Origin of the sequence: Chryseobacterium sp. X308 (assembly GCF_020733145.1) — a bacterium.
GTDB lineage: Bacteria > Bacteroidota > Bacteroidia > Flavobacteriales > Weeksellaceae > Chryseobacterium > Chryseobacterium cupriresistens.
In genome coordinates this window covers 35,418-58,253 of the sequence record NZ_JAJFZH010000009.1, presented here as the reverse complement: position 1 = coordinate 58,253, position 22,836 = coordinate 35,418, and the positions used below count along the sequence as shown (strand labels likewise).

General features: G+C 37.5%; 21 protein-coding genes, 1 tRNA gene and 1 riboswitch. Of the genes, 14 read left to right on the top strand and 8 right to left on the bottom strand.

The genetic code is table 11. From position 1 onward, the window contains the following. Positions 1-32: 32 nt before the first annotated feature. A complete protein-coding gene (locus LIV57_RS11840; protein WP_227942743.1) occupies positions 33-2,642 on the bottom strand; it encodes a TonB-dependent receptor in 2,610 nt (869 codons plus the stop codon). A 374-nt stretch (positions 2,643-3,016) separates the two neighbouring features. Here LIV57_RS11840 and LIV57_RS11835 point away from each other — a divergent pair, with 374 nt between their 5' ends. From LIV57_RS11835 to LIV57_RS11820, 4 genes are read left to right on the top strand one after another with little or no spacing between them, the layout of a single operon-like run. Further along, positions 3,017-3,412 (top strand): low affinity iron permease family protein, encoded by a 396-nt coding sequence (locus tag LIV57_RS11835; protein WP_120230957.1) that lies wholly within the window; start codon positions 3,017-3,019, stop codon positions 3,410-3,412. 27 nt (positions 3,413-3,439) lie between these two features. Then, positions 3,440-4,009 carry a CinA family protein gene (locus tag LIV57_RS11830; RefSeq protein WP_227942742.1) on the top strand — a complete coding sequence of 190 codons (570 nt, stop codon included), beginning with the start codon at positions 3,440-3,442 and terminating at the stop codon, positions 4,007-4,009. 31 nt (positions 4,010-4,040) lie between these two features. Next, on the top strand, positions 4,041-4,793 hold the full coding sequence (locus LIV57_RS11825) for an SDR family oxidoreductase (protein ID WP_227942741.1): 753 nt from the start codon (positions 4,041-4,043) through the stop codon (positions 4,791-4,793). 11 nt (positions 4,794-4,804) lie between these two features. Next, positions 4,805-6,277: an alpha-amylase gene (locus LIV57_RS11820; RefSeq protein ID WP_227942740.1), complete on the top strand. Its 1,473-nt coding sequence runs from the start codon at positions 4,805-4,807 to the stop codon at positions 6,275-6,277. Positions 6,278-6,295: 18 nt separating this feature from the next. On the opposite strand, the gene LIV57_RS11815 is transcribed toward LIV57_RS11820, so the two are convergent. After that, positions 6,296-7,300, bottom strand: coding sequence for an NAD-dependent epimerase/dehydratase family protein (locus LIV57_RS11815; protein WP_227942739.1), 1,005 nt, complete (start codon positions 7,298-7,300; stop codon positions 6,296-6,298). Between the two features lie 23 nt (positions 7,301-7,323). After that, the gene (locus LIV57_RS11810) at positions 7,324-8,091 is read right to left on the bottom strand and encodes a succinate dehydrogenase/fumarate reductase iron-sulfur subunit (RefSeq protein ID WP_202842380.1); all 768 of its coding nucleotides are present in this window, start codon (positions 8,089-8,091) and stop codon (positions 7,324-7,326) included. Positions 8,092-8,278: 187 nt separating this feature from the next. Here LIV57_RS11810 and LIV57_RS11805 point away from each other — a divergent pair, with 187 nt between their 5' ends. Next, positions 8,279-8,851: a ferritin-like domain-containing protein gene (locus LIV57_RS11805; RefSeq protein ID WP_227942738.1), complete on the top strand. Its 573-nt coding sequence runs from the start codon at positions 8,279-8,281 to the stop codon at positions 8,849-8,851. A gap of 59 nt (positions 8,852-8,910) precedes the next feature. On the opposite strand, the gene LIV57_RS11800 is transcribed toward LIV57_RS11805, so the two are convergent. From LIV57_RS11800 to LIV57_RS11790, 3 genes are read right to left on the bottom strand one after another with little or no spacing between them, the layout of a single operon-like run. Beyond that, entirely contained in the window at positions 8,911-9,759 is an 849-nt protein-coding gene (locus tag LIV57_RS11800) for a cyanophycinase (RefSeq protein WP_227942737.1), read from the bottom strand. A gap of 25 nt (positions 9,760-9,784) precedes the next feature. Continuing rightward, entirely contained in the window at positions 9,785-10,630 is an 846-nt protein-coding gene (locus tag LIV57_RS11795; protein WP_227942736.1) for a hypothetical protein, read from the bottom strand. After that, positions 10,623-10,823, bottom strand: a complete 201-nt coding sequence (locus LIV57_RS11790; RefSeq protein ID WP_227942735.1) for a hypothetical protein — start codon at positions 10,821-10,823, stop codon at positions 10,623-10,625. The genes LIV57_RS11795 and LIV57_RS11790 overlap by 8 nt, the downstream gene beginning before the upstream one ends. Positions 10,824-11,042: 219 nt before the next feature. On the opposite strand from LIV57_RS11790, the gene LIV57_RS11785 reads away from it, so the two are divergent. Next, on the top strand, positions 11,043-11,654 hold the full coding sequence (locus LIV57_RS11785) for an alpha-ketoglutarate-dependent dioxygenase AlkB family protein (RefSeq protein ID WP_227942734.1): 612 nt from the start codon (positions 11,043-11,045) through the stop codon (positions 11,652-11,654). A 130-nt stretch (positions 11,655-11,784) separates the two neighbouring features. Beyond that, positions 11,785-12,396, top strand: coding sequence for a DUF4142 domain-containing protein (locus LIV57_RS11780; protein WP_227942733.1), 612 nt, complete (start codon positions 11,785-11,787; stop codon positions 12,394-12,396). Between the two features lie 123 nt (positions 12,397-12,519). Here LIV57_RS11780 and LIV57_RS11775 read toward each other — a convergent pair whose 3' ends face one another. Continuing rightward, a complete protein-coding gene (locus LIV57_RS11775) occupies positions 12,520-12,981 on the bottom strand; it encodes a PA2169 family four-helix-bundle protein (protein ID WP_227942732.1) in 462 nt (153 codons plus the stop codon). A gap of 121 nt (positions 12,982-13,102) precedes the next feature. Further along, positions 13,103-13,211: riboswitch (TPP riboswitch) on the top strand. 25 nt (positions 13,212-13,236) lie between these two features. Here LIV57_RS11775 and pnuC point away from each other — a divergent pair. Both pnuC and LIV57_RS11765 read left to right on the top strand, forming a co-directional pair. Further along, positions 13,237-13,833, top strand: coding sequence for a nicotinamide riboside transporter PnuC (pnuC, locus tag LIV57_RS11770; protein ID WP_227942731.1), 597 nt, complete (start codon positions 13,237-13,239; stop codon positions 13,831-13,833). Continuing rightward, positions 13,820-14,851, top strand: coding sequence for a hypothetical protein (locus tag LIV57_RS11765; protein ID WP_227942730.1), 1,032 nt, complete (start codon positions 13,820-13,822; stop codon positions 14,849-14,851). The genes pnuC and LIV57_RS11765 overlap by 14 nt, the downstream gene beginning before the upstream one ends. A gap of 493 nt (positions 14,852-15,344) precedes the next feature. On the opposite strand, the gene LIV57_RS11760 is transcribed toward LIV57_RS11765, so the two are convergent. Next, on the bottom strand, positions 15,345-15,881 hold the full coding sequence (locus tag LIV57_RS11760) for a GNAT family N-acetyltransferase (protein WP_227942729.1): 537 nt from the start codon (positions 15,879-15,881) through the stop codon (positions 15,345-15,347). 164 nt (positions 15,882-16,045) lie between these two features. Between LIV57_RS11760 and LIV57_RS11755 the strand changes: the two genes are divergently transcribed. The 5 genes from LIV57_RS11755 to LIV57_RS11735 all read left to right on the top strand — a co-directional run bounded on the left by LIV57_RS11755 (position 16,046) and on the right by LIV57_RS11735 (position 22,719). After that, positions 16,046-16,119, top strand: a tRNA-Ala gene (locus tag LIV57_RS11755). Between the two features lie 410 nt (positions 16,120-16,529). Further along, on the top strand, positions 16,530-16,964 hold the full coding sequence (gene arr, locus LIV57_RS22980) for an NAD(+)--rifampin ADP-ribosyltransferase (RefSeq protein ID WP_410673731.1): 435 nt from the start codon (positions 16,530-16,532) through the stop codon (positions 16,962-16,964). A 377-nt stretch (positions 16,965-17,341) separates the two neighbouring features. After that, the gene (locus tag LIV57_RS11745) at positions 17,342-20,359 is read left to right on the top strand and encodes an ATP-binding protein (RefSeq protein ID WP_227942727.1); all 3,018 of its coding nucleotides are present in this window, start codon (positions 17,342-17,344) and stop codon (positions 20,357-20,359) included. After that, a complete protein-coding gene (locus LIV57_RS11740) occupies positions 20,356-20,970 on the top strand; it encodes a response regulator transcription factor (protein ID WP_227942726.1) in 615 nt (204 codons plus the stop codon). Before LIV57_RS11745 ends, LIV57_RS11740 begins: the two co-directional genes overlap by 4 nt. Before the next feature lie 162 nt (positions 20,971-21,132). Continuing rightward, positions 21,133-22,719, top strand: coding sequence for a hypothetical protein (locus tag LIV57_RS11735; RefSeq protein ID WP_227942725.1), 1,587 nt, complete (start codon positions 21,133-21,135; stop codon positions 22,717-22,719). Positions 22,720-22,836: the final 117 nt, after the last annotated feature.

Genomic DNA, 22,836 nt, shown 5'->3' with positions numbered 1-22,836 from the left:
TTTAATAGTTTCATTATTGAAATGATATTGTATTAGAATCTCAAAGTCGCTGCAACAGACCAGGTTCTTCCGAAACCAAGGAATCCTGTATTACCGTCTGCAACACCCTGATACACTCTGCCAGCTTCCTGATACGTTTTTCCGGCATCCGGACCATTGGCAATTTTATCGCCTGCAAAGATATTGGAGCTTAATTCAGAAATATAATATTTGTTGAATAAGTTGTATACGTTCGCTCTCAATGTCAAAGATTTTTTTGCATCAAGCGTGAATTTGTAAGAAGCTCCTACATCAAATAAATGATAGCTTGGCAGTTTTACAATTCCTTTTTCTCTTGCCGCTTCAGTAAGGAAGTTGATCGGGTTGAACTGAGCATACAGCTTGTCATAATATTCCCAGTTGGCATCGATACTGAAAGCTTTGGTAATATTGTAATCTGCTCCGATGCTTGCTGTTGTCTGGGCCGCATCTCCAACCTTCAGGTCTTTGATATTGATCATTCCGGTTGCTCCTGCTATTTCCTGGTTGTTCTGAACATCAAGAATATTGAAGTTAGCGTTTCCTTTGTACTTCCAGTTCCCCAATGATACCATTCCTCTCAGTCTAAGGTTAGCGAAAGGCCTGGCTTTTGCTTCCAATTCGATTCCCTGGTGTAGCTGCCCAACGTTCAATGCATTATAGAAATAAGCATTTCCAAGGGTTAACTGAGAGAATTTGGCAACATCTGCAGCCGTAGCATTGAATGTTCTTGAAATAAATCGGTCATCCCACTGCGTTCTGTAAGCATTGATGTTCACGTCCACATAACGGGATTTGAAACCGTAACCTAATTCCACAGAGAAGATTCTTTCATTCTTGGCATCATTGTAAATATTCTGGTTTGAAGGGAATAAAGCATTGAATAAAGGTTGTCTTGAAATAACTCCAGTATTGAAAAATACATTGTGGTGATCGTCAATATTATAGTTGGCACCTCCTTTTACAATATAACCTGTTTTGTGATACCATTTTGTTTCCTGATTCCCTGGAGTGTACAGCATATAATCTCGTCTCTTGTAATATTGCTCGGAAACAGATCCCTGAACGGATGCACTTAGCTTTTCAGAGCTGTATTCAACCATACCATAGATCCCTGCCCATTTTACAAGTCCTTCGTTGTGTATGGATACTTTCTGAGCATCTTTAAGCTTGGTAAGCGGCTCCGGCTTTACAGTTTGATTAATATAATATCCTTTTGGCGCATTGGCTGTGGAAGGAACAAATAACGCATCAGATCCTAACATATCAGTTACAATGTCATACAAAGCTCCTTTGTACGTTTTAAGATCGATACCTCCGTTGAAAGTCCAGTTGTTTTTTTTGTAATTAAGGTCTGCAATTACACCATACCAGTCATGAGCATTGATACTCTGCTTTCTCACGATACCAGTGGTTCCGTTCAGAGTAGAGACATATTGGCCGTTATAATCACCGGGAGATCCTGCGGGAGCCGTAAAGGTAGATTTCTGGAAGGTATTTCCATTATAATCTGTTACCATACCGCCTCTGTTGTAACGGTAAATCATATCCCAGTTGATTGTACCGTCTCCGCCTGCACCATAATTCATGAAATTCATGGTTTGTCCTGCAGCGTTTTTGATAGAACCGTTAAGTCCGGTACCGCCGCCGCCGCGTCCCCATGAGCCGTAAACCACTGTAGATAACTTCAGGTTGTCATTCATGGTCCAGTCCCAGTTCAAAGAGGCGATAGGCTTATGGTAGAAATTAGGAGCTAAATTGAATTGAGAACCATTCAGCATTCCTGTTTGAGGGTTATATCTTCTTCCGTAAGTTTCAAATTGCTGTAAAGTGGCAACATTGGCTCCGGTTGCAGAAGACCTTCTCGTATCGTGTACCTGTGGTGCTCCGGTTGCAATTAAATTAAATGCATGTTTTTCATTAGGCTTAAATCCTGTTGAGAAAAACCATGAGTAACCTTCTCCTTTTGTTCCGTTGATGTATCCGTCACCTTGCCAGCGGGAAAGCAATACGGTTGTTCCCCACTTGTTTTTTAACCCTGAAGAGTACATGGCAGAAATTCTGGAGTAGTTATCGTTTCCGACTTCTCCTTTGATCATTGCTTTTTGCTCGGAATCGGTAGCTTTGGTTACAATATTGATGGTTCCTCCAACAGAAGGTACTACAAATTTAGAAGCACCCAATCCTCTCTGGATCTGAATATTGCTGGCAATATCAGCCAAACCGGTCCAGTTGGACCAGTACACTGTACCTCCCTGCATGTCATTCACCGGCTGTCCGTTGATGATTACCGCAATGTTGGCACCATCAAAACCTCTCATGTTGATTCTGCTGTCTCCGAATCCTCCACCTACTTTCGTTACGTAAACGGATGGAGTAGACTTCATAATTTCAGGGAATTCTCTGTTTCCCAGTTTCTCCTGAATTTCTGCTGCCTTAATGTTGGAAACCGCAACAGGAGTTTTTCTCTCTTTGGCTGTTTGGGAAAGGTTTCTACCTACCAACATAACCTCATCAATAGATTTGGATTTCTCTAAAGAATCCTTCGTACTCTGCCCATAATATATGGCGGCCGTAGGTAATACAAGCGCTATAATAAGTCGCTTTTTAAAAGTAATGCTCATGAAATAAACTAGCGTGTTTGATTTTTAAGGCTGCAAAGATGGATAATTATTTTTTAATTAAGTATTAAATCTTAACGAAGTGATTTTATTCAGTTTTTTGAATATGCTTTATTTCCCGCTTTTTTGAATATGTTAATTATTCCACATCTTTCGTTTACAATTTGTTACAAAAGAGATTGATCAAAAAAATGGTTTGTTTTTAACGGGTAAAAATAATTATGTGCTTCTCCATATTTTTAAATAAAACTCAATATTCTTGGAAAATATACTATAATAATAGCTATGTATTAAAAGTCAGAGATGACTTGAATCATAATTTTTATACTGTTGTTTTGATAACTTGTATTATCATTTTATTCAAAATTGTATTATTTATGAAAAAAAATTTTTTTGAAAGGTTTTCAGATCGTGTTGTCTGTATAACTGGAAGTCCGGGTGCTTTTATGGGAGCCAGTTTACTGGTGGTTGTGTGGGCTGTATGCGGACCTGTTTTCAATTATTCAGAAACCTGGCAGCTTGTTATCAATACCGGTACCACTATTATTACTTTCCTGATGGTATTTCTGATTCAAAAAACCCAGAATAAAGATTCTAAGGCTATTCAGATAAAACTCAACGAATTGATAGCATCCTATGAAAAGGCCAGTAACAGGCTGGTGGATATAGAAGATCTGACGGAAGAAGAACTGGACAAGCTTCACAAATATTATGAGAAGCTTGGACAACTATCCCAAGAAAAAGAACATTCACAGGATCCCGTGCAAAAATAGTCTTAATACTATTATAATATATATAGCATGATTTTAAAATCTTCTCAAATTGCCCACGCTGATTCACTGTCAGTGAAATCCCTGGTGCATTTCGTCATAGAACTCGAGAAACTGTTTAAACGTATCGGAGAGTATCTTCTTTCCGGACAGGAAACCGTTTCAACGGCTGAAAGTGTTACATCCGGATTTTTACAGTTTTCATTTTCCCAGATGAAGGATGCCTCTCAATTTTTTAAAGGCGGCATGACAGCGTACACTTTAGAAGAAAAGGTAAATCTTCTTGATGTAGATGCTCTGGAAGCCAGACAATATAACTCTGTATCTCCTCATATTGCTGAGACAATGGCGTTGCAGGTAGGTAAACTCTACAAAACAGACTGGTCTATTGGAGTTACAGGATATGCCACTCCGGTGGAAGAATCAGAAGGGAAGCTCTTCGCTTACTTTGCCATTGCCCACAAAGGAAAAGTGGTTCTTTCAGAGAAATTAGATCTGCATTCCAGAACCAAGCCTGTTAATGCCCAGCTCTATTACAGTGAATTCATCCTGGGATGTTTTAAGCTGGAACTGGATAAGAACCGGAAAAACAAAGAATAAAACTATTTCAATAATAAACTATAATCACACTATGAAAGATTTACAACTGAAAAATAAATCTGTTCTTATTACAGGAGCAGACAGCGGAATTGGTAAAGCCATCGCTCTTTTATTTGCTAAAGAAGGAGCTGATATTGCCTTCATACACTATCATGATGCCAAAGATGCCATGAAAACAGTGGATGAAATAAAAAAAACAGGAAGAAAAGTTCTTTCGTTTGAAGGAGATATTAATGACAGCAAATTTTGTGAATCTGTTGTTAAGGAAGTCGTATCCAAATTAGGAGGAATAGATATCCTGATCAATAATGCCGGAACCCAGGTTCCCTGTGAAAGTATAGAAAATCTTAAAGAGGAGGATATCCGCAAGACTTTCGATTCCAACATTATTGGAATGATCCTTCTGACAAAGATCGTATTCCCTTATTTAAAACAAGGAGATTCTATTATCAATACTACTTCAGCTACTGCCTATCTGGGACATGAAGAATTACTGGATTATTCAGCAACCAAAGGCGCTATCGTTTCGTTCACCCGTTCACTGGCACTGCAGGCTAAACCTAAAGGAATACGGGTGAATGCTGTTGCACCCGGACCGGTGGCCACGCCGCTCACGGAAAAAACATTCGGGGAAGAAGATGAAGATCAGAATAAACCACCGCTAGAACGTAATGCTTCTACCGAAGAAGTGGCAGCAAGTTTTCTATTTCTTGCCACAGATGCTTCATCACAGATAACGGGACAGGTTCTTCATCCTAATGGAGGTTTAATTGTTAACGGTTAATCTTAACGGATATGAATGGAGTTATTATTCAGTTTTTCCATTGGTACCATCCCGGAAACCTATGGAATGAGTTTGCTGAAAAAGCAGAATATTTAAGAGATTTGGGATTTACTGCCGTCTGGTTTCCTCCTGCCAATAAATGCAGTCTCAATATGGAAGGGCGTGGCTATGATGTATATGATCTTTATGATTTGGGAGAATTTGATCAGAAAGGCAGTATACCAACCCGGTACGGGACAAAAGCCGAATATTTAATGGCAATAGAGAAAGCGCATGAAGCGGGAATGTCTGTATATGCAGATATTGTTTTAAACCACAGGATGGGAGGAGATGAAGAAGAAAAGATTATGGTACATCAGCTGAATGAAGAAAACCGTAATGAAAGAATCTCTGAAAATATGGAGGTTTCAGCCTATACGAAATTTACTTTTCCGGGAAGAAAGGGAGTGTATTCGGACTTTATATGGGATCATCACTGTTTCAGCGGTATTGATTATGTGATCAGAGAAGGAGAGGAGATGAAGGGTGTTTTTAAAATCCATAATGAATATGGTGAGGAGTGGACAGATGCCGTAAGTCATCAGTTCGGTAATTATGATTATCTGATGGGAGCTGACATAGAGTACCGTAATCCTTATGTTGTGGAGGAAATGAAAAAATGGATCAGATGGTATATGGAAACAACGAAAGTAGACGGAATCAGATTGGATGCCTTAAAACATATCTCCTCCGACTTTTTGAAAGACTGGATCTCCTATATTAAAACAGAAGTGAATCCTGAATGTTTTGTTTTGGGCGAATTCTGGAAAGACGAGGCAGAAAAAATTGAGTATTTTTCCGATAAAATGTCTGATCTTATCTCTTGTTTTGATGCTCCGCTGCATTATAATTTCTTTAAAGCATCACAGGATGGTAAAGACTACGATATGAGCCGGATTTTAAAAGGAAGCTTCCTGGAGAAGAAACCGGTATTCTCAGTTTCTTTTGTTGAAAACCATGATACACAGCAGCTTCAGGCTCTTGAATCTGCGGTGAAAGACTGGTTCAAACCCTTGGCTTATGCTATTATTCTTCTTACCGATGAAGCTTATCCCTGCATATTTTATCCCGATCTTTTTGGTGCAGACTATATCGATATAAAAGATGAACAGGAAGTGCATATCATCATGCCGAAGGTTGAAGAACTTCCTGGTCTGCTTGAAGCGAGAAAGCTTTTTGCATATGGTGAGCAGATCGATTATTTTGATCATCCCAACTGCGTGGCTTTTGTACGGAAAGGAGATGAAAAGCATCCGGGTTGCATTGTAATCATGTCTAATAGCGAAGAAGGCTACAAAGAAATAGAATTGGGAAAAGAACATGCGGATTCGGTTTATACCGATTTTTTAAAGAACCGTCATGAAGAAATTTATACAGATAAAAACGGGAAAGCGGTGTTTACTGTAAATCCTGGTTCGGTAAGTGTATGGGTGAAAAAAAACTGAAATTATAATATCGAGGAACTATTTTTTTTCGCTGAGAAAGTTATCAATATGGAATAAAAGACTTTCTCTAACCGGAATAAAATGGTATTTCAGCAGAGTAGCAACTTTTTTATTGGATATATTTTGGGATGAGGTTAGAAATTCAATGTTTTGGGTGGTCAGCATCCTTAGCTTTGGCACTAACCCTCCCAAAAGTATATTCAGGAATTTTCCTATGTTTAAGAAAATTTTTGGCAATACGAATGGTTTTATTTTATGCAGCTTCCCGGCAATGATAGCAGACAGCTCTTTGTATTTTATATTTTCAGAGGCAATAAGAAACCTTTCCCCGAAAACATTTTTATCCATTAGTGCTGTAGCAATGAAAGCCACGTCTCTTACATCTGCACATCCGGCTTGCCCTGAAAAAGTGTAAAAACTCCTTATAAAATTCTTCAGGAACTTTCCACTGCTTTTATCCCAGTTTCCGCTTCCTATGATCATTCCCGGATTGATGATAATGGTATTCAATCCTTCTTGAAAAGCTTTACAAACAGCCAAATCAGCTTTATATTTGGAAACAGCATATATGGTATTATCTGTGCCATTAATAAGAGGAGAGTGCTCATCAACAGGTTTATCCATTCTTTCCTTTTTAAAAATAACCGCAGAGCTTACATACAGAAACTTGCTGATTCCTGAATTTTTACAGCATTCTAAGAGGTTTTGTGTTCCTTCCACATTCACACGCTCTACCTTTTCCCTGTCATCAGGATCATAACTCACTTTAGCAGCGCAATGATAGACTTCCTTTACACCTTGCAGCGCCTGTTGTAAGGTTTTTTCGTCATCAAGGCTGATATCTACCCATTCAATTTTATCAAAAAGAATAGCTGCATTTTCTGTGTAGTAACTTAGTGATCTTTTGACCTCTTCGAGATCACTTGACTTTCTTTTGCATGCCCTTACCGTTCTGCCTTTTTTTAGAAGCTCCAGAACGATTACCCTGCCAAGAATTCCGGTGGCTCCGGTTACTAATACCATGGTTTCAGGTTTAAAATTATTGGTTATGGTTTACTGATCCAGGCAGACATATATTCTCTGTTCATTCTTGCAATATTATCGAGTGATATATTTTTCGGACACTCTACTTCGCAGGCTCCGATTACCGAACAGTTTCCGAAACCTTCATCATCCATTGCCTGAACCATGTTCAGAACTCTTCTTTTTGCTTCTACTTTTCCCTGCGGAAGTAATGCCAGGTGGGAAACCTTTGCTCCCACAAAAAGCATTGCAGCGCCATTAGGACAGCAGGCAACACAAGCTCCGCAACTGATACATGCAGCAGCATCCATGGCTTTATCGGCATCTTCTTTCGGAACTAAAATCGCATTGGCGTCTAATGTATTCCCTGAAGTATTTACAGAAATAAACCCTCCGGCAGCCATTATTCTGTCAAAAGCACTGCGGTCTGTAATGAGATCTTTGATGACAGGAAAGGCAATACTTCTCCAGGGTTCAATAACTATTGTTTCGCCATCATTGAACATTCTCATGTGGAGCTGGCAGGTTGTGATTCCTGTATCAGGGCCGTGTGCTCTTCCGTTGATATAAAGAGAACACATTCCGCATATTCCTTCCCGGCAGTCGTGATCGAAAGCTACAGGCTCTTTATTCTCATCAATCAGCTGTTCATTGAGAATATCCAGCATTTCAAGGAAGGATGAATCTGTAGAAATACCGGATACTTTATACATTTCAAATTTTCCTTTTGTTTTTCTGTCTTTCTGCCGCCAGATTTTCAGCGTAAGATTTAAAGTGGTTCTTTTTCCCATGTTAATTATTGATTTAGTGATATTAAAAGTACATCTAAAAGCACTTTCATGTTTATGAGTCTTCTCATATTATATCTTAAAATAGATATTCAGGCTGATAATTTTAGATACCACATCTTGGCATTTCAGGTAAAAATGGTCTTATAGTTGCAGATTTATCACCAATCAAACACTAAATTATTATATTATGGAAACTAAAACGGCAACCAAAAAATCACCAGCCAAAAAAACGACAACAGCAAAAACAACAGCAAAAACTCCGGCTAAAAAAAATGCAGCCAAAAGTTTGGAAGATCTTTTTGAAGATGCACTGAAAGATATTTACTGGGCTGAAAAAGCACTGCTGAAAGCGCTACCGGTAATGATGAAGAATGCTACCGATGAAAAGCTTAAAAAAGGTATTGATAAGCATATTATTGAAACGGAAGGCCATGTGGAAAGACTTGAAGAATGTTTTAAAGCATTAGGGAAAAAAGCCCAGGCAAAGAAATGTGATGCTATGCAGGGACTGCTGGACGAAGGAAAGAGCATTATGGAAGAAACAGAACCGGGAGCTGTAAGAGACGCGGGAATTATTGCAGCAGCACAAAAAGTTGAACATTATGAAATCGCCACATATGGTACACTTGCTGCATTCGCTAAAGTATTAAAAGAAGAGGATTGTCTTAAAAACCTTTTAAGCACATTGGAAGAAGAAAAAAAATGTGATGAACTGCTGACAAAGGTTGCTGATACCAACCTTAACAGCAAAGCAATGTAAACATACAATCTTTATAAAAAAGGAGACCTGATTTTTTATTCGGGTCTCCTTTTTCGTTTTTATTGATTTCCTGTGTTTGCTCCTTCAAATGTATTATTCATAAGATCAATTTTACAGTTGTCTGTTAAAATATGGACCTTGAGGTTTTCTACATAAACGGGAAATCCTTTTTTAACAGTTTCAGTATTCGTCTGCCCGATTTCCTTTGCACTGATCATCCATACAGAACCCGATCCTCTGCAGGTCGCGTTATGTCCTTCTTCAATAAGAAGGGCAGTATCTTCTCCTAGGCCGATTCCCAGGCATTCCGGATGAAGAATCACAGCATGTGATAGCCTGCCGAACCTTGCACGGTGTGCAAAATGGGTATCAATAATACAGTTCTTGATGAATCCTAACCCGGAATCCAACTCAATATCATTTTCCAGAATTGCTTCACCGTTGACTGCTTCAAGAATAACTATTTTAGGCATACACATTGCTCCCGCGCTGGTGCCTGCAATCATAAAGCCTTCTTCTTCATTATATTTTTTCTTTAAAACATCCGTAACAACAGAGGGCTGCAAAAATCTGCAGATTTTATCCTGGTCACCGCCTGTAAAGAATATCGTTTTTGCTTCCTCAATTCTTTTCAGATAAAAATCTGTATGTACCTGATCATCACAAATATCCAGAAAACCAAAGTTGGTATATCCGATTTCTTCAAATGTTTTGGTGTAAGTTTCCTGCATTTCTTCGGGTTCGGAAGTAGCCGTTGTAATTACTTCAATGCGGTCATCTTTAGAGGTTACCAGCAGTTTAAGAATTTCATTGGGCGAAAAATTATTGTTTTTATTTTCTATCTCGGGTTTATCGCCGTCTCTATCTTCTTTACCGCCGATAATCAGTAGTTTTCCTTTAGGTATCATATGTAAAGTCATTTAAAAATTAAAATCATTGAATGCTATTCCTGTTGGTGAAATTTAAATTGTAATGGAACTGTTTATCTTTAATAAAATCTCCATTATATAAATTAATAACCGATCCTTCGGTAAGGATATGTCCCTTCAGATATTTCATAAAAACGGAGGTTCCCTTTCTTATCTTTTTTTTATTAACATTTCTGGCATTAATAATCATTATCGTACTGCTGCCGTAGCAATAAGCTTTGTAACCTTTCTCAATAACCAGCATCATTCCTTTATTCAGGCCGATACCAAAACATTGAGGCTGAAGAATAATAGTTCTGACCAGATCTTTAAATCTTGTTCCATTGTTAAATTTGGTATCAATGATACAGTTATTGATAAATCCCAGACCTTGGTGAATCCCTTTTTCGTTCAGCAAAAGTTCCGGAATATACATAGAGCTGGTATTCATTCCGATAACTGTAAAATCTTCTTCATGAAGGTATTTATTATGTAAAAGTTTTAGGATCTCAGATCTTTTCAGGAGTTCACAACTTTCCGGATCCTCATTCGCGAAGAAAATTACTTTAGCCTGGAAGATTCTGTCATAATAATCATTAAAATTATTTTCCTGCAGAATATGAATAAACCCGAAATTGCTGTATCCATGCCTCTGCAATACGGCCGAATATTTCTCTCTGTATTCTGGCTCGGAACCTGAAATGATAATTTCAATACAGGTATTTCTCCGTTCCGGCAATAACCCGAACAGCTGAGGTGGAAATTGACTGGTTTCCGTTTTCTGTTCTGCCTCTTCACAAGAATCAGGATTGTTGCTGCCAATAAAGATGAGCCTGCCTTTTGGATTCATAGCACAACAATCCTTATTCATTATCGGGTTTTACCTTGACACTGTCACTTTCCTGCTGCATGGTGTCTGAAACTCCATCAAGGGTTTGGATCGTATCTGAAGCCTTGTCGTTTACCGTTTCTCTTTTGTTGTTTTGATCGATATACTGTGTTTCGGATTTTGTACATGCTGATAACATCAGCAATAATACCATATATAGTGCTGTTTTTTTCATAATAATCTATTGGTTACAGCAAACATAATCATCAAAAAGAGAAGTATTTATGATGTGAATCACAATTCCCGGATAGCAAAGGCTGAACAAAACCGTCTTTAAAATTGCTGTTAAATTGCTGTTGAAAAGCGAATGTTAATATTTGTATCTTTTTCAATATATTTGTGGATATTTTTCGTATCAATGCGGTGGAAAAATTAATAGTAAATAGTAACAACAATGGAGCAGCTTAGTTTATTTAATCCACAGGATCTGTACGAATTTCCAAAAGACCTGCTGGAATACAGAGAACATTTTCTGAATCAGGAAGAAGCTGACCGCCTGAAAATTCATCTGCTTGAAACAGCTCCCTGGAAACAGCGTACCCAGAAAATGTACGATAAGATGGTGCTGACCCCACGCTTAACAGCCTGGTACGGAGATGAAGAAAGAGCTTATCCTTCAGGTATTGGGGAACTGGATACCAGCCCCTGGACACCTGAACTGTTTTCTTTAAAACAAAGAATAGAAGAAACATTTGGGTATCAGTTCAATTCCGTATTATTGAACCTTTACAGAGATCATAACGATTCTGTTGCCTGGCATCGGGATAAGGAAAGCAGATATGGAAAACGTCCGGTGATTGCATCAGTAAGTTTAGGGCAGACCAGAAATTTTGATTTCAGGAAAAAAGACCATCATCAGAGTAAATACAGCCTGCCTCTTCCTCACGGTTCGTTATTGATTATGAAAGGAGACCTTCAGGAAAACTGGGAACATCGGATTGCCAAATCTGCCACCACCATGAAAGAGCGTATTAATCTTACGTTCAGACTGGTTAATCAGTTGTAATATATTCATTCATATTATTTTATAATTAGGTTTAAAGTATTGTGATCTGCTTTTTTGGCAAATAAATTGTTGCATTTATAAACAAAGTCATTGTTTGACTTCTCTATATCACCATTTAAAATTTATTATTATGAAAAATCTTGTAGTAACAATTTTTGCATTAGCTGCTTTAACTGCCTGCAAAAAAAACGAACCGACAACCACGAGTCAATCTGAGGAAAGTACCACAATGTCTGCCCCTGCAGAATCCGGAATGACGGTAACCGACTCAACAAAAATGACAGACACCAAAGATCAGAAAAGTACTCTCAGCGATCAGGACAAAAAGTTTGCAGATGCTGCAGCCATAGGAGGACTGATGGAAGTAATGATGGGTAAACTGGCCGCGACAAACGCTGAAAACTCAGTAGTAAAATCTTTGGGAGCAATGATGGTAACTGATCATACCAAAGCGAATGACGAGCTTAAGAATTGGGCTTCAGGAGCAGGGTATACATTACCCACAAGCTTAGATACCGAAAAGCAGAAGATGTATGATGACCTGAAAGCTAAGAAAGGTAAAGACTTTGACAAAAAATATACAGATCTTATGGTCAGTGATCATAAAGAAGATGTGGAAGCGTTCAAAAAAGAGGCATCGGAAGGAACAGAAGCCTCATTAAAATCTTTCGCAGCGAAAACACTTCCGACACTTGAACATCATTTGAAGGAATCGGAAAAAGCTAAAAATGCGGTCAAATAATATTGAGTTTATATGACTTGCATCATAAGTCCGAACATAAGGTATTTAATACTTTTGATGTGATTAAATATTATTTTGTTCTTGATTATAGTAAGCTCCTCTTTTTAAGAGGAGTTTTTTTGATTATTCTTTCTTTTTATATTCTTCAATTTTCTTAAACTGTCTATAAGAATCTTTCAGCTTTCGAAGCTGTTCAGATACAACCTCAGTACTTTTTGGGCTGAGATCACCAGTATCCAGGGCATTTTGATAAGCTTCTATAGCTGCTTTTTCGCCAAACACCACATTTTCTAATGTAGATTCTATCAGATTTCCCATGGTAAAAGAATTTTTAATGTCAATCCATGTTCTGTGAACAGCTCCTGCCACGGACGTTGAGTCCTCCGGAGTACCTTGCTTTTCTGTGATGAGGTTGATCAGTTCATTTTTCATGATTTTCGACTGCGAAATCATATGGTCGTATTCATCCTTTATTTCCGGATACATTTCCCAGACTTTTCCCTCAACTTTTTCGAAACCTTCCTTCCTGTCGTTGGTAATGTGTAGTAAGTCATTAAGTACCGATATTTCCTGCTGATGATCCATAATATAATTTTTAGATTAACTATAAAAGTAAAACTTATCCGGTGAACTCTTTATAATCCTGATCATATCTCAAAAATAATAGGCTAAAGTCCTTTCTTTTTTCAACAAAAAGCTGCACCTTTGCCCAACAATGGGGTGCTACAGATAACAGTGGCTGAGATGATACCCAGGAATATACTTCCACACCTGATCCGGATAACGCCGGCGTAGGGATTGCTTATTGATCATCTCATCATTTGATTTCTAATAATTAATATGATGCAGGACATTTTAAAACAAATTACCTTACCGGAATGGTTCGGAGTCTTATTTTCAGTAATCCAGGTTTTACTGGCCCGTAAAAACAATGTCAACAACTATCTTTTCGGAATTGCAGGTATTCTGCTTACACTGTATGTGATGCTGACTTCGAAGCTCTATGCTGAATTTACCTTAAATCTTTATTATCTGGTCATGAGCATCTATGGATGGCTGTACTGGAAATTTGGGAAACAAAGATCCGAGATGGAAATCTCTGTTACCTCAACCACAGAAAAATGGATTACCGGAGGAATTGTTCTGGGAACTTTTATCTTATTCTGGTTCTTCCTGACTCATTTTACCGACTCGGATGTTCCGGTTTGGGATTCTCTGGTGAGCGCCTTTGCCTGGGCCGGAATGTGGCTGATGGCAAGAAGAAAAATTGAAAACTGGGTAATACTGAATGTCAGTAATCTTATTTCAATCCCGCTAATGATTCATAAAGAATTATATCTCTATGCTGTTTTAACGTCGTTTTTATTTTTAGTGGCCATTTCCGGATATATAGAATGGCAGAGAATCATTAAATCCAAAGCTAATGCTGAGTATTAAAGAGATCAGGCAAGAACTTCAGGGCGCCTCTGTAATTTCTGATAAAGTAATGCAGCATATTCATGAGGAAGGACTGCTTAAGATCTGGGTTCCCCAAAAATATGGCGGACTCGGCTACCGTTTTGAAGAAGGGCTTAAAGCCTTATTTGGCTGGGCTGAAACCGATGGAAGTTTCGGCTGGATGCTGACACTTTGTGCCGGTGCCAATTACTTTTCCAGAAATATCACGCCTGAAATTGCTCAATTACTCTTTACACATTCTGAAACCTGCTTTGGAGGAAGCGGAATGGTTGGCGGGACGGCAGAAAAACAGGATGACAGCACTTATCTGATCAACGGTTCATGGAATTTCGCAACAGGAACACCTCATCTGACTCATTTTACATTGAATGCCAGGGTTATGGAAAATGGTAAAGCTATAAAGGATAAAGACGGCAATGAGATCATCCACTCATTCATCGTTCCTAAAGAGGAGGTTCATATTATTCCCAATTGGAATTCTATGGGAATGAAAGCCAGTGGAACCTATTCTTTTACCATTAATAATGTCTGTGTCAGTGAAGATTACAGCTTTGTTTATGATACTTTTTTCACGAATGATATTCTGGACAGCATTCCGTTCCGGGTTTTTGCTGACTTAACACTCCTTGTCAATTATCTTGGAATAGCTTCTCATTTTATTGAAGAGGCAGAATGTATTCGTTCTGAAATCAATTTCAAGCGTTTTACTGAATCTGTTGAAAAACATTTGGGAAAAGTATTAAGCATAGCCAGAGAAGTAGAACATATACTCGGTGATCACAAAGAGATTCCGGAGGATAAACAACACGTGATTCATCAGTATGGAGTAGAGCTGGTTCAAAAATTATCCCGTCAGATCCTTACTGTTTATACACAGCTGGGAATTCGGGCAACCGATACTGATTCTGCAGTGTACCAGGTATTCTGCGATTATTTTACAGCGGCTATGCATTCCAATTTCAGGCCTTCTGCAGATGATCTGGACTTTTCATTCTGAGTTAAAGTTTCAGAAAATAATTCTGTTAATGAGTGTTTTATGTGAATATTTTGTTAACAATATTCTTTATAGTGAATATTGTACAATAAATTTTAATTATTTCACTATATTTGGAATAAACTAAAACCTGAAATAAGCCCAACATAACACCTGCTAAATAAGAGCAACCAGATTACAAAAACATTATGAAAGACTTATTTTCACTCAACGGAAAGAGGAAGGATCATGTAATTATGTATTTTAAAAAAGAGAGGCATCCATTGGTAGAAAATGATAACTGGATAACGGTTACAATTAAAGAATGGTACCGGACAATGATCATATCCTGTTTAATATGCAATGACTTAGTCACTCTAATTATCGTAAGAATAAAATTCACTCCATTTTACGAAAAATATACAGTACTGTAAGTTGATTCCTGTTGATACCTTTGTAAAAATAGATGGCCGGAACAGTTGATGGTGATATTGATCCCCGGAAAGGAGTTATATTCTTATCTGGCAAGCCATTCTTCCCGAAGAACCGCATAAATAACATCATCAACCCATTTATTTTTCCAGAACAGACTTTTTACAAAATGACCTTCTTTTCGTAAACCGATTCTTTCCATCAATAGAATAGAAGCTGTGTTGTCCGGATCCACAGACGCTGTAATTCTGTGTTTATGTAAATCATTAAACAGGTAACTTATGATGCCTTTTAAAGCCTCAGAAGCATATCCTTTTCCTTGAAAAGACGTATTTAATGTAATTCCCAGTTCTACCTGTGCATTTTCATCTCCGGTAAAATGAACTCCGATATCTCCGATAACCGTTTTTGTTTCTTTATCCGTAATTAACAGCTGATACCAGCTTTCAGGCTGGTTAAATTCTGTAGTATTTCTCAGGATAAAATTTTCCACCTCTTCCAGCGTTTCAGGGATCCAGCCTTGAAATCTATTGGCTTCAGCATCGGAACGGTAATCGAAGATGTCCTGTTGATCCTCAATTGTAATGTCCCGTAGAACTAATCTTTCTGTGTAGAGCTGCATAAGGGTAATATAATTTCGGACAAAAATAGGGGTAATTGGTAGTTATTCAATGGGCAATTCAAGTTTTTATGAAGATTAAAGCTAATTTATTTCAATAAAAACGATAAAATATTTGCAAATACCATTTAAATACTTACTTTTGTACCGCTTTAAAAACAAAATACGGGGGATTGGCGCAGTTGGCTAGCGCGTTTGACTGGCAGTCAAAAGGTCACGGGTTCGAATCCCGTATTCTCCACTAAAGAGCTGTAATACAATATATTGCAGCTCTTTTTTATGATTAATATTTTGTCCCGGCAATTCCAACAGAATACACTAGATTTGAAATAAAAAATTAACATGGAATTTTCTCCTTTTAATCCTGTGATTAAGCTTTGTCTGCAAGGAATGGATTTTGAAGACAAAGGAATGCCTGAAAAAGCAGGTGAATTATTTTTGCAAGCCTGGGAAGAAGCTACGGATGACCATGAAAAGTTTCTGGCAGCTTATTATCTGTCACGTAACCAGAAAACAACTGGTAATCAGTTGAAATGGCTTGAAACTTCTTTAGAATTTGCTTTAAAAATTAATGATGATACCATTAAAAGTGCATTGCCCGCTCTTTATCAGAACATTGCTCAATGCTGGGAGAAGTCGGGAGATACAGAAATGTCAAAAAAGAATGCTGAACTGGCATTACAGTTAAAAAACCATCCGTCCGATAAAGGACCTTTTTATCACGGAACAAAAGCAGATTTAAAAATTGGAGATTTACTGAAAGCAGGCGGAAGTTCCAATTATCAGTCTGACCTGAAAATGAATCATATCTATTTTACCGCTTTGGTAAACGGAGCAGGACTTGCCGCCGCATTAGCAAAAGGAGAGGGCACAGAACGTGTGTATATTGTAGAACCAACAGGAAATTTTGAGAATGATCCCAATGTTACCGATAAGAAATTTCCTGGAAATCCCACCCGCTCTTATCGTTCCGAAATGCCTTTGAAAATTATCGGAGAAGCAGCTGATTGGACCAGACCCGCTCCTGCAGATCTTCAGAGATTCCGAGAAAAGCTGGAAAACAATAATGGGGAGATTATCAATTAGTCTCTCTTATTTATTTTTTGATGATCTTTAATATATTCCAAGGTTTTATCGATAAGAATAGAGTTTCCACCGCCGTTATTTCGGAGATCAATAGCCCAATTTTTACTATTTTTCTGATGCGGTAAATACCTTATCGGGAAACTTATTAAAATCATTCCTATTCCAGACATACTTCTGAAATCCAGAAAAGCCGATTTGTGATCAACAATTTGGCTTTGCGATTACCGATATCAACCAGGCAAGGGATCTTTGAACTTCATTTACGGTTTGTAGAAATATTTAGTATGAAAATACCTACTTTATAGTAATGTCCTATATTTTAGCAATAAAGTGTTTTAAATAAATTATCTTTACACTATTGGTAAAAATGATTGGTTTTGTGTAGAAATATTCTTACGGTTGGTTTTCTGTTTGCTTTTCTTTTGTTTTATTCTCAACAATACACGGTGCAGTTTTTCAATACAGATAACGGACTGCCTCAGAATAGTGTAAAAGATATTATAAAAGATAAATATGGTTTTATCTGGCTGACTACAGAAAACGGAATTGTAAGATATGACGGGCTTAATTTTTTTGTTCATAAAAAATTTCCACTCAATAGCCAGCGGTTTACCTATTTTTATGGTAATGCTGATAAGGACAGTATTTTTACGGCGGTAGATGATGGAAAAACGGTTTTAATCCATCAAAAAATTCCAAAAGTAATAAAAAGCATTAAAAGATGTCCAACAATTATTGTTAGGGGCAATGTCAAGTATCATCTGTGTATTTCAAATTACAGCTACAGTCCGTCTCCGGGAGTCTATTTTTTTATGGATTTCAAAAAAGGAAGGTATTTTATCACACAAGACTCCTTTGTTTATGAAGATTTTCTTTCAAAAACACAGGTTAAACTTGATGTGAAGCCGCTTTTTAAAAATGATCCAAATGCCTTTACAATAGGAGAGATTCTGTTTTATATTGATCGGAATGCTAAAAAGGTAAAAAAAATAGAAGAAGGAAAAATTACCGGTTCTTATGATCTGCCCATTGTAGCGGATGTCAGAAGCAAAATTTTCTGGAACAGAACCAACGGGCAGGGATTTGTCCTGAATAACAATATCCTTTACAGATGCATCTACAATAAAGGAACCCTTAAATTATCAAAACTGATCCGGCTTGATCATATAGGCGAAAGTAATCTGATGTGCATTTATTATGATGTAAAATATAAAAAACTTTACCTTGGAAGCAGTACAGACGGGCTCAAAATAGTGAGCTTAACCGATTTTACCTCTTCGAAAAAGAACATCCCAAAATCATCAGCTGTTTTTTATGCGATCCAGCCTTATAATGATTCATGTGTAATTAATCCTGCAGGGGAAATCTACAACCGCTACGGATTGGTTAAAAGCAAAAACTTCGATAAAAGTATATCGTATTTTTTAAATTTTGACAGACAGGGCAATCTTGTAACCCGGAGAGAACAAACTCTTTTTGTATACAGTAAAAAGTCTGATTTTACAGATTTTCAAAGCATTTCCACCGGAGAAGACACTGTGAATGATTTCTTCTTTGCCAATGGGAAATATTACGTACTGGCAGTGAAACAAAAAAAAGGAAATACCGAGTTCACAGGCACACTAAGCATTTATGAAAACTGGCCTTTTAAGTCATTAAAGAAAAAATACCTGTTTGCCAACGAACCTACCAAAATGGTATTGACAGAAGCAGGAGATATTCTGGTTGGTACAATAAAAGGATTGTATAAAATATCCGTCAATCATAACAAAATCTATAGTTTAAACGGTCAAAATGAATTATCAGTTCGTGATATTGTACTTACTGCAGACGGAAATATATGGGTAACCACTCTTGGAAAAGGTTTTTATCTTTTAAGAAACAACCGTCTTATAAAGCTGCCGGGTGATTCTGAAGGCAATCTTTTGTCACCGCATACCCTGATGGAAGATCCTAATGGTTACTTCTGGATTCCAACCAATAATGGATTGTATAAAATAAGAGAAAGCATGCTTTTAAAATACCTGCAAAACAGCAATTTTAAATTGAACTATTACAGATATTCAAAAGAAGCCGGCTTTAGTACCAACGAGTTTAATGGAGGAAGTAATATCAATAGCAACAAATTGAAAAACGGAGATTTTGTTTTGCCTTCATTAAGCGGACTGGTATTTTTTAACCCGCTGAAAGTTAAAAGTTATTATCCCGAAGCGATGTATATAGAAAGGGTTCTCGTTGATGATAAAGAAAAATGGTTTATAGATGTCCTGAAACTGAGTCAGGAGAACAGACGGGTTGAACTGTTTATCGATATCCCTTACTACGCAAACCCTGATAATATTGTCATTGAAGCAAAACTGGATGACGATGGAACCAATAAATGGCTGTCTGTAGGAAAAGACCGGAAGTTTTTACTCAATAATCTTGGCCATGGCACCCATTTTCTTATCGTAAGGATGCTCGTTTCTGATAAGCAGGAATACGTTTTCAAAAAAATTAAAATTATCATTCCTCCCTTTTTTTATCAGACATTATGGTTTAAACTACTGATTGTTTTTATCTTTCTTCTTTTACTGTATGTATCCGTAAGATGGAGGACGAGCTTTCATAAAAAGAAAAACCGTGAGCTGGAGGAAATTATCCGTTTAAGAACCAAAACTCTTTCAGAAACTGTAGAAAATCTGGAAATCACTCAGATAAAGCTGGGAAAAGAAATTGAACAGCAGAAAAAGCTCATCGGAACAATTACCCATGATATTACCACACCATTGAAATTTATTGCTTTAACCAGCAAAGAAGCCTTGGACTATGATGAAAAGAATGCCTACCGTACTGAAAGAATTCTTAATTCTATTTACAAATCATCTAACCAGCTGTACAATTTTACAAAAACACTGAAAGAGTATGCTGATATTTATAATGAATACAGGAGTGATGAAACAGAGCTGTATTCTTTCTGTGATCTGGTGCAGGAAAAGAAAATCCTTTTTGATGAGATTGCAGCCAATCACAACACGACAATTGTTAATAATGTAGATGAAAAATTAATGGTGAAAATCAGTAAAAATATTCTTGCTGTGATTATTCATAATCTAATGGATAATTCTGTAAAATATACAAGAAACGGAACGATTATAATCACCGGGGCAGATGAGCCGGAAACTGTTATTCTGGAAATTACAGATACAGGAATCGGGATGGACGACCATAAAATTGAATATTATACCAAACTTCAGGAGAATATTGAAAATGAAAAGCTGTTATTGCAGAAATATGGTATGGGACTTCATCTGATCCTACAGCTGCTCCAGATGCTGGAAAGTAAAATTATAATCAGAAGAAACGAGACCAAAGGCACTTCTTTCCAATTAATTATAAAAAAATCGAAAAAATGATTAAAAAGATCCTTATAGCAGATGATCATGATATTGTATTAACAGGAACCGCTATCATTTTAGAAGCACGCATTCCTGATGTACTGATAGATACTGCTTCAGATTATCCTGAAGCCCTCGATAAAATTTCCAGACAGAAATTTGATCTGCTTATTCTGGATATCAATATGCCTGAAAGCAGAAACAAAAAAATGATCTCAGAAATCAAGCAGCTTGATCCTGCCTTGAAAATACTTGTTTTTTCGGCGTATGAAGAGGAAATTGCCATACAATATATCAAAGAAGGGGCAGATGGATACATTAATAAACTCAGTAAAGTAGCTACCATTTCTGAAGCAGTCATGAAAATGTTTTCAGAAGGAAATTATTATCCTAATGGCTTTGTCAATAAGCTGTTGCAGCCGTCCGCACTGGATGCTGTAAAGAGTTTATCAGAAAGGGAATATGAAATTTTTATGCTCATGGTAAAAGGAAACGGAAACCTGGAAATTTCAAACGAGATGGATATCCAGATGTCTACAATAAGTACTTATAAAAAAAGAATCCATAAAAAACTGAAAACAAGTAATCTGGCCGATCTTATTAAACTGTATGAAGCTTACATGTCCTGATACTTATTTTTATGAATAAAAACTATTTTTTGAGTGTAGAAAATTTTCTACATTTTGTTTAGTTTTTTTCTACGCTTGGTGATGTTTCTTGTAGAATTTATTCTGATACTTTTACATTATGTTAAACAATCGGGTTTATTAATGTAAATAAAATAATGATAAATGTTTAAAATTTCTACAAAACTAATCTTTGCAATGATAGCCTTAAGTCCGGCTATTGCTTTTGCCCAGGCAGGAAATGTTGGGGTCAACACAGTGAATCCCGGTTCTACCATGGATATTAACGGATCATTGGCGGCTAATTATAAAGCGGTTACTACAGCCACTTATAATTTAGTATTATCAGACTTTCATGTTTCATACAATGGGAGTTCAGATGCTGTATTTGGTTTACCACCTTCTGTCAGTGGGGTTGGAAACTTCAAAGGGAGGATTTACAGAATTAAAAACAACACAAATTTTAAGATCACCGTGAATGCTGTAGCTCCGGAAACAATTAACGGAAATGCCAGTATTTCAGTACCAGCCAATCAGAGTGTGGAGCTGGTGAGTACGGGACTTACCGGAACGAATTCTACATGGGAACTTCTTTCAACCGGAACATCTTCAACAGGGGATTATATTATTGTGAAGCCAAACGCAGCCCAATCAGTATCTACAGGATCAGATGTGACATTTGGATCTGTGGTTGCCTCCAATAATATTACTTATAGCGCAGGTGTTTTCAATCTGAAAGCAGGTAAAACCTATGTTCTCCGTTGTCAGCTTCATGCTACAGACTTTTCGCTGGCAGGTGGATTCTTCGTGTATGAATGGGTAGATGCTTCCAATAATTCTGTTCTTCCTTCCAGTACAACAGGAGTTGTTGATGCCATAAATAATTATCCGGCAACATCAATTGGCGGCCAGCCGGAAGCCTATGCTATTTACAGACCAACAATTGATACCTCTGTAAAAGTAAGGCTGGGAGGAGCCGGAACAGCACAGCTGAACCCGACAATAGGTTTTATGACGGTAACCGAGCTTGCAGGAGGTAATGGAAATGGCGGTACAACAATCATTAATAACAATATCACAGCAAGTAACGGTCTTAGTTTATCCGGTACAGATGTGAAATTGGGAGGAACCCTTTCGCAGGCAACCGATATTGCAACGGCAGGAAATAATTTAAGTATCAACGGTACAGGAAAAGTCCTGGTAGGCACCAATACAGTACCGGCGGGAGCTGCCAGTGCAAAGGTTGTTATTGATAACGGAACAGCCAATGGAGCTCTTCAAATTAAAGACGGCACCCAGCAGCTGGGGTACGTACTGACCAGTGATGCTAACGGACTGGCTACATGGTCTTCCACTGTTACTACAGCATTTGCTGATAACTGGACTTCTTACACTGGAACACTGGTTAATCCTTTTACCGGAAACTCAGGAGGAGATAACCTGCCAACAGGAATTTCTGTGAATATTCCTGCTAAAGGATGGTATTTTTTCCGTTCAGGAATTACAATAACTTCTACCTGTAATGATTACTGGTTTTACATTCCCGGGATAGGGGAAGTATGGAAAACATATTGTGGAACTGCAAGTCCTGATCCTATTAATTTTGTGCCGAGAGATCAAACCAGAGTATTATACTTCGCGGCTCCCGGGGTTTATCCCATATTTGCTCATAAAACCAATCTTGTAGTTCCATCTGGGTTTAATGTTGGAAACCCTACTTTTTATCTGGATTTTGTAAAGTTCCAAAATTAAATTCCGGATAGTTATCAGACCAGAAAAGATTCTAAAAACATACTATGAAAACAAAAGCTGCGAAGTTAATTCTTTGCAGCTTTTTGTTACTTTTATTTCAAGCGGTAACATAATTTC

What these genes read in the sequence shown, in the direction of transcription:
- LIV57_RS11820 (WP_227942740.1), top strand. Translation starts at nt 4,805, where the DNA reads ATGAATGGAGTTATTATTCAGTTTTTCCATTGGTACCATCCCGGAAAC.
- LIV57_RS11835 (WP_120230957.1), top strand. Translation starts at nt 3,017, where the DNA reads ATGAAAAAAAATTTTTTTGAAAGGTTTTCAGATCGTGTTGTCTGTATA.
- LIV57_RS11790 (WP_227942735.1), bottom strand. Translation starts at nt 10,823, where the DNA reads ATGAAAAAAACAGCACTATATATGGTATTATTGCTGATGTTATCAGCA.
- LIV57_RS11735 (WP_227942725.1), top strand. Translation starts at nt 21,133, where the DNA reads ATGTTTAAAATTTCTACAAAACTAATCTTTGCAATGATAGCCTTAAGT.
- LIV57_RS11840 (WP_227942743.1), bottom strand. Translation starts at nt 2,642, where the DNA reads ATGAGCATTACTTTTAAAAAGCGACTTATTATAGCGCTTGTATTACCT.
- LIV57_RS11805 (WP_227942738.1), top strand. Translation starts at nt 8,279, where the DNA reads ATGGAAACTAAAACGGCAACCAAAAAATCACCAGCCAAAAAAACGACA.
- LIV57_RS11785 (WP_227942734.1), top strand. Translation starts at nt 11,043, where the DNA reads ATGGAGCAGCTTAGTTTATTTAATCCACAGGATCTGTACGAATTTCCA.
- LIV57_RS11825 (WP_227942741.1), top strand. Translation starts at nt 4,041, where the DNA reads ATGAAAGATTTACAACTGAAAAATAAATCTGTTCTTATTACAGGAGCA.
- LIV57_RS11775 (WP_227942732.1), bottom strand. Translation starts at nt 12,981, where the DNA reads ATGGATCATCAGCAGGAAATATCGGTACTTAATGACTTACTACACATT.
- LIV57_RS11765 (WP_227942730.1), top strand. Translation starts at nt 13,820, where the DNA reads ATGCTGAGTATTAAAGAGATCAGGCAAGAACTTCAGGGCGCCTCTGTA.
- LIV57_RS11830 (WP_227942742.1), top strand. Translation starts at nt 3,440, where the DNA reads ATGATTTTAAAATCTTCTCAAATTGCCCACGCTGATTCACTGTCAGTG.
- LIV57_RS11810 (WP_202842380.1), bottom strand. Translation starts at nt 8,091, where the DNA reads ATGGGAAAAAGAACCACTTTAAATCTTACGCTGAAAATCTGGCGGCAG.
- pnuC (WP_227942731.1), top strand. Translation starts at nt 13,237, where the DNA reads ATGATGCAGGACATTTTAAAACAAATTACCTTACCGGAATGGTTCGGA.
- LIV57_RS11795 (WP_227942736.1), bottom strand. Translation starts at nt 10,630, where the DNA reads ATGAATAAGGATTGTTGTGCTATGAATCCAAAAGGCAGGCTCATCTTT.
- arr (WP_410673731.1), top strand. Translation starts at nt 16,530, where the DNA reads ATGTCAAAAAAGAATGCTGAACTGGCATTACAGTTAAAAAACCATCCG.
- LIV57_RS11760 (WP_227942729.1), bottom strand. Translation starts at nt 15,881, where the DNA reads ATGCAGCTCTACACAGAAAGATTAGTTCTACGGGACATTACAATTGAG.
- LIV57_RS11815 (WP_227942739.1), bottom strand. Translation starts at nt 7,300, where the DNA reads ATGGTATTAGTAACCGGAGCCACCGGAATTCTTGGCAGGGTAATCGTT.
- LIV57_RS11740 (WP_227942726.1), top strand. Translation starts at nt 20,356, where the DNA reads ATGATTAAAAAGATCCTTATAGCAGATGATCATGATATTGTATTAACA.
- LIV57_RS11800 (WP_227942737.1), bottom strand. Translation starts at nt 9,759, where the DNA reads ATGATACCTAAAGGAAAACTACTGATTATCGGCGGTAAAGAAGATAGA.
- LIV57_RS11780 (WP_227942733.1), top strand. Translation starts at nt 11,785, where the DNA reads ATGAAAAATCTTGTAGTAACAATTTTTGCATTAGCTGCTTTAACTGCC.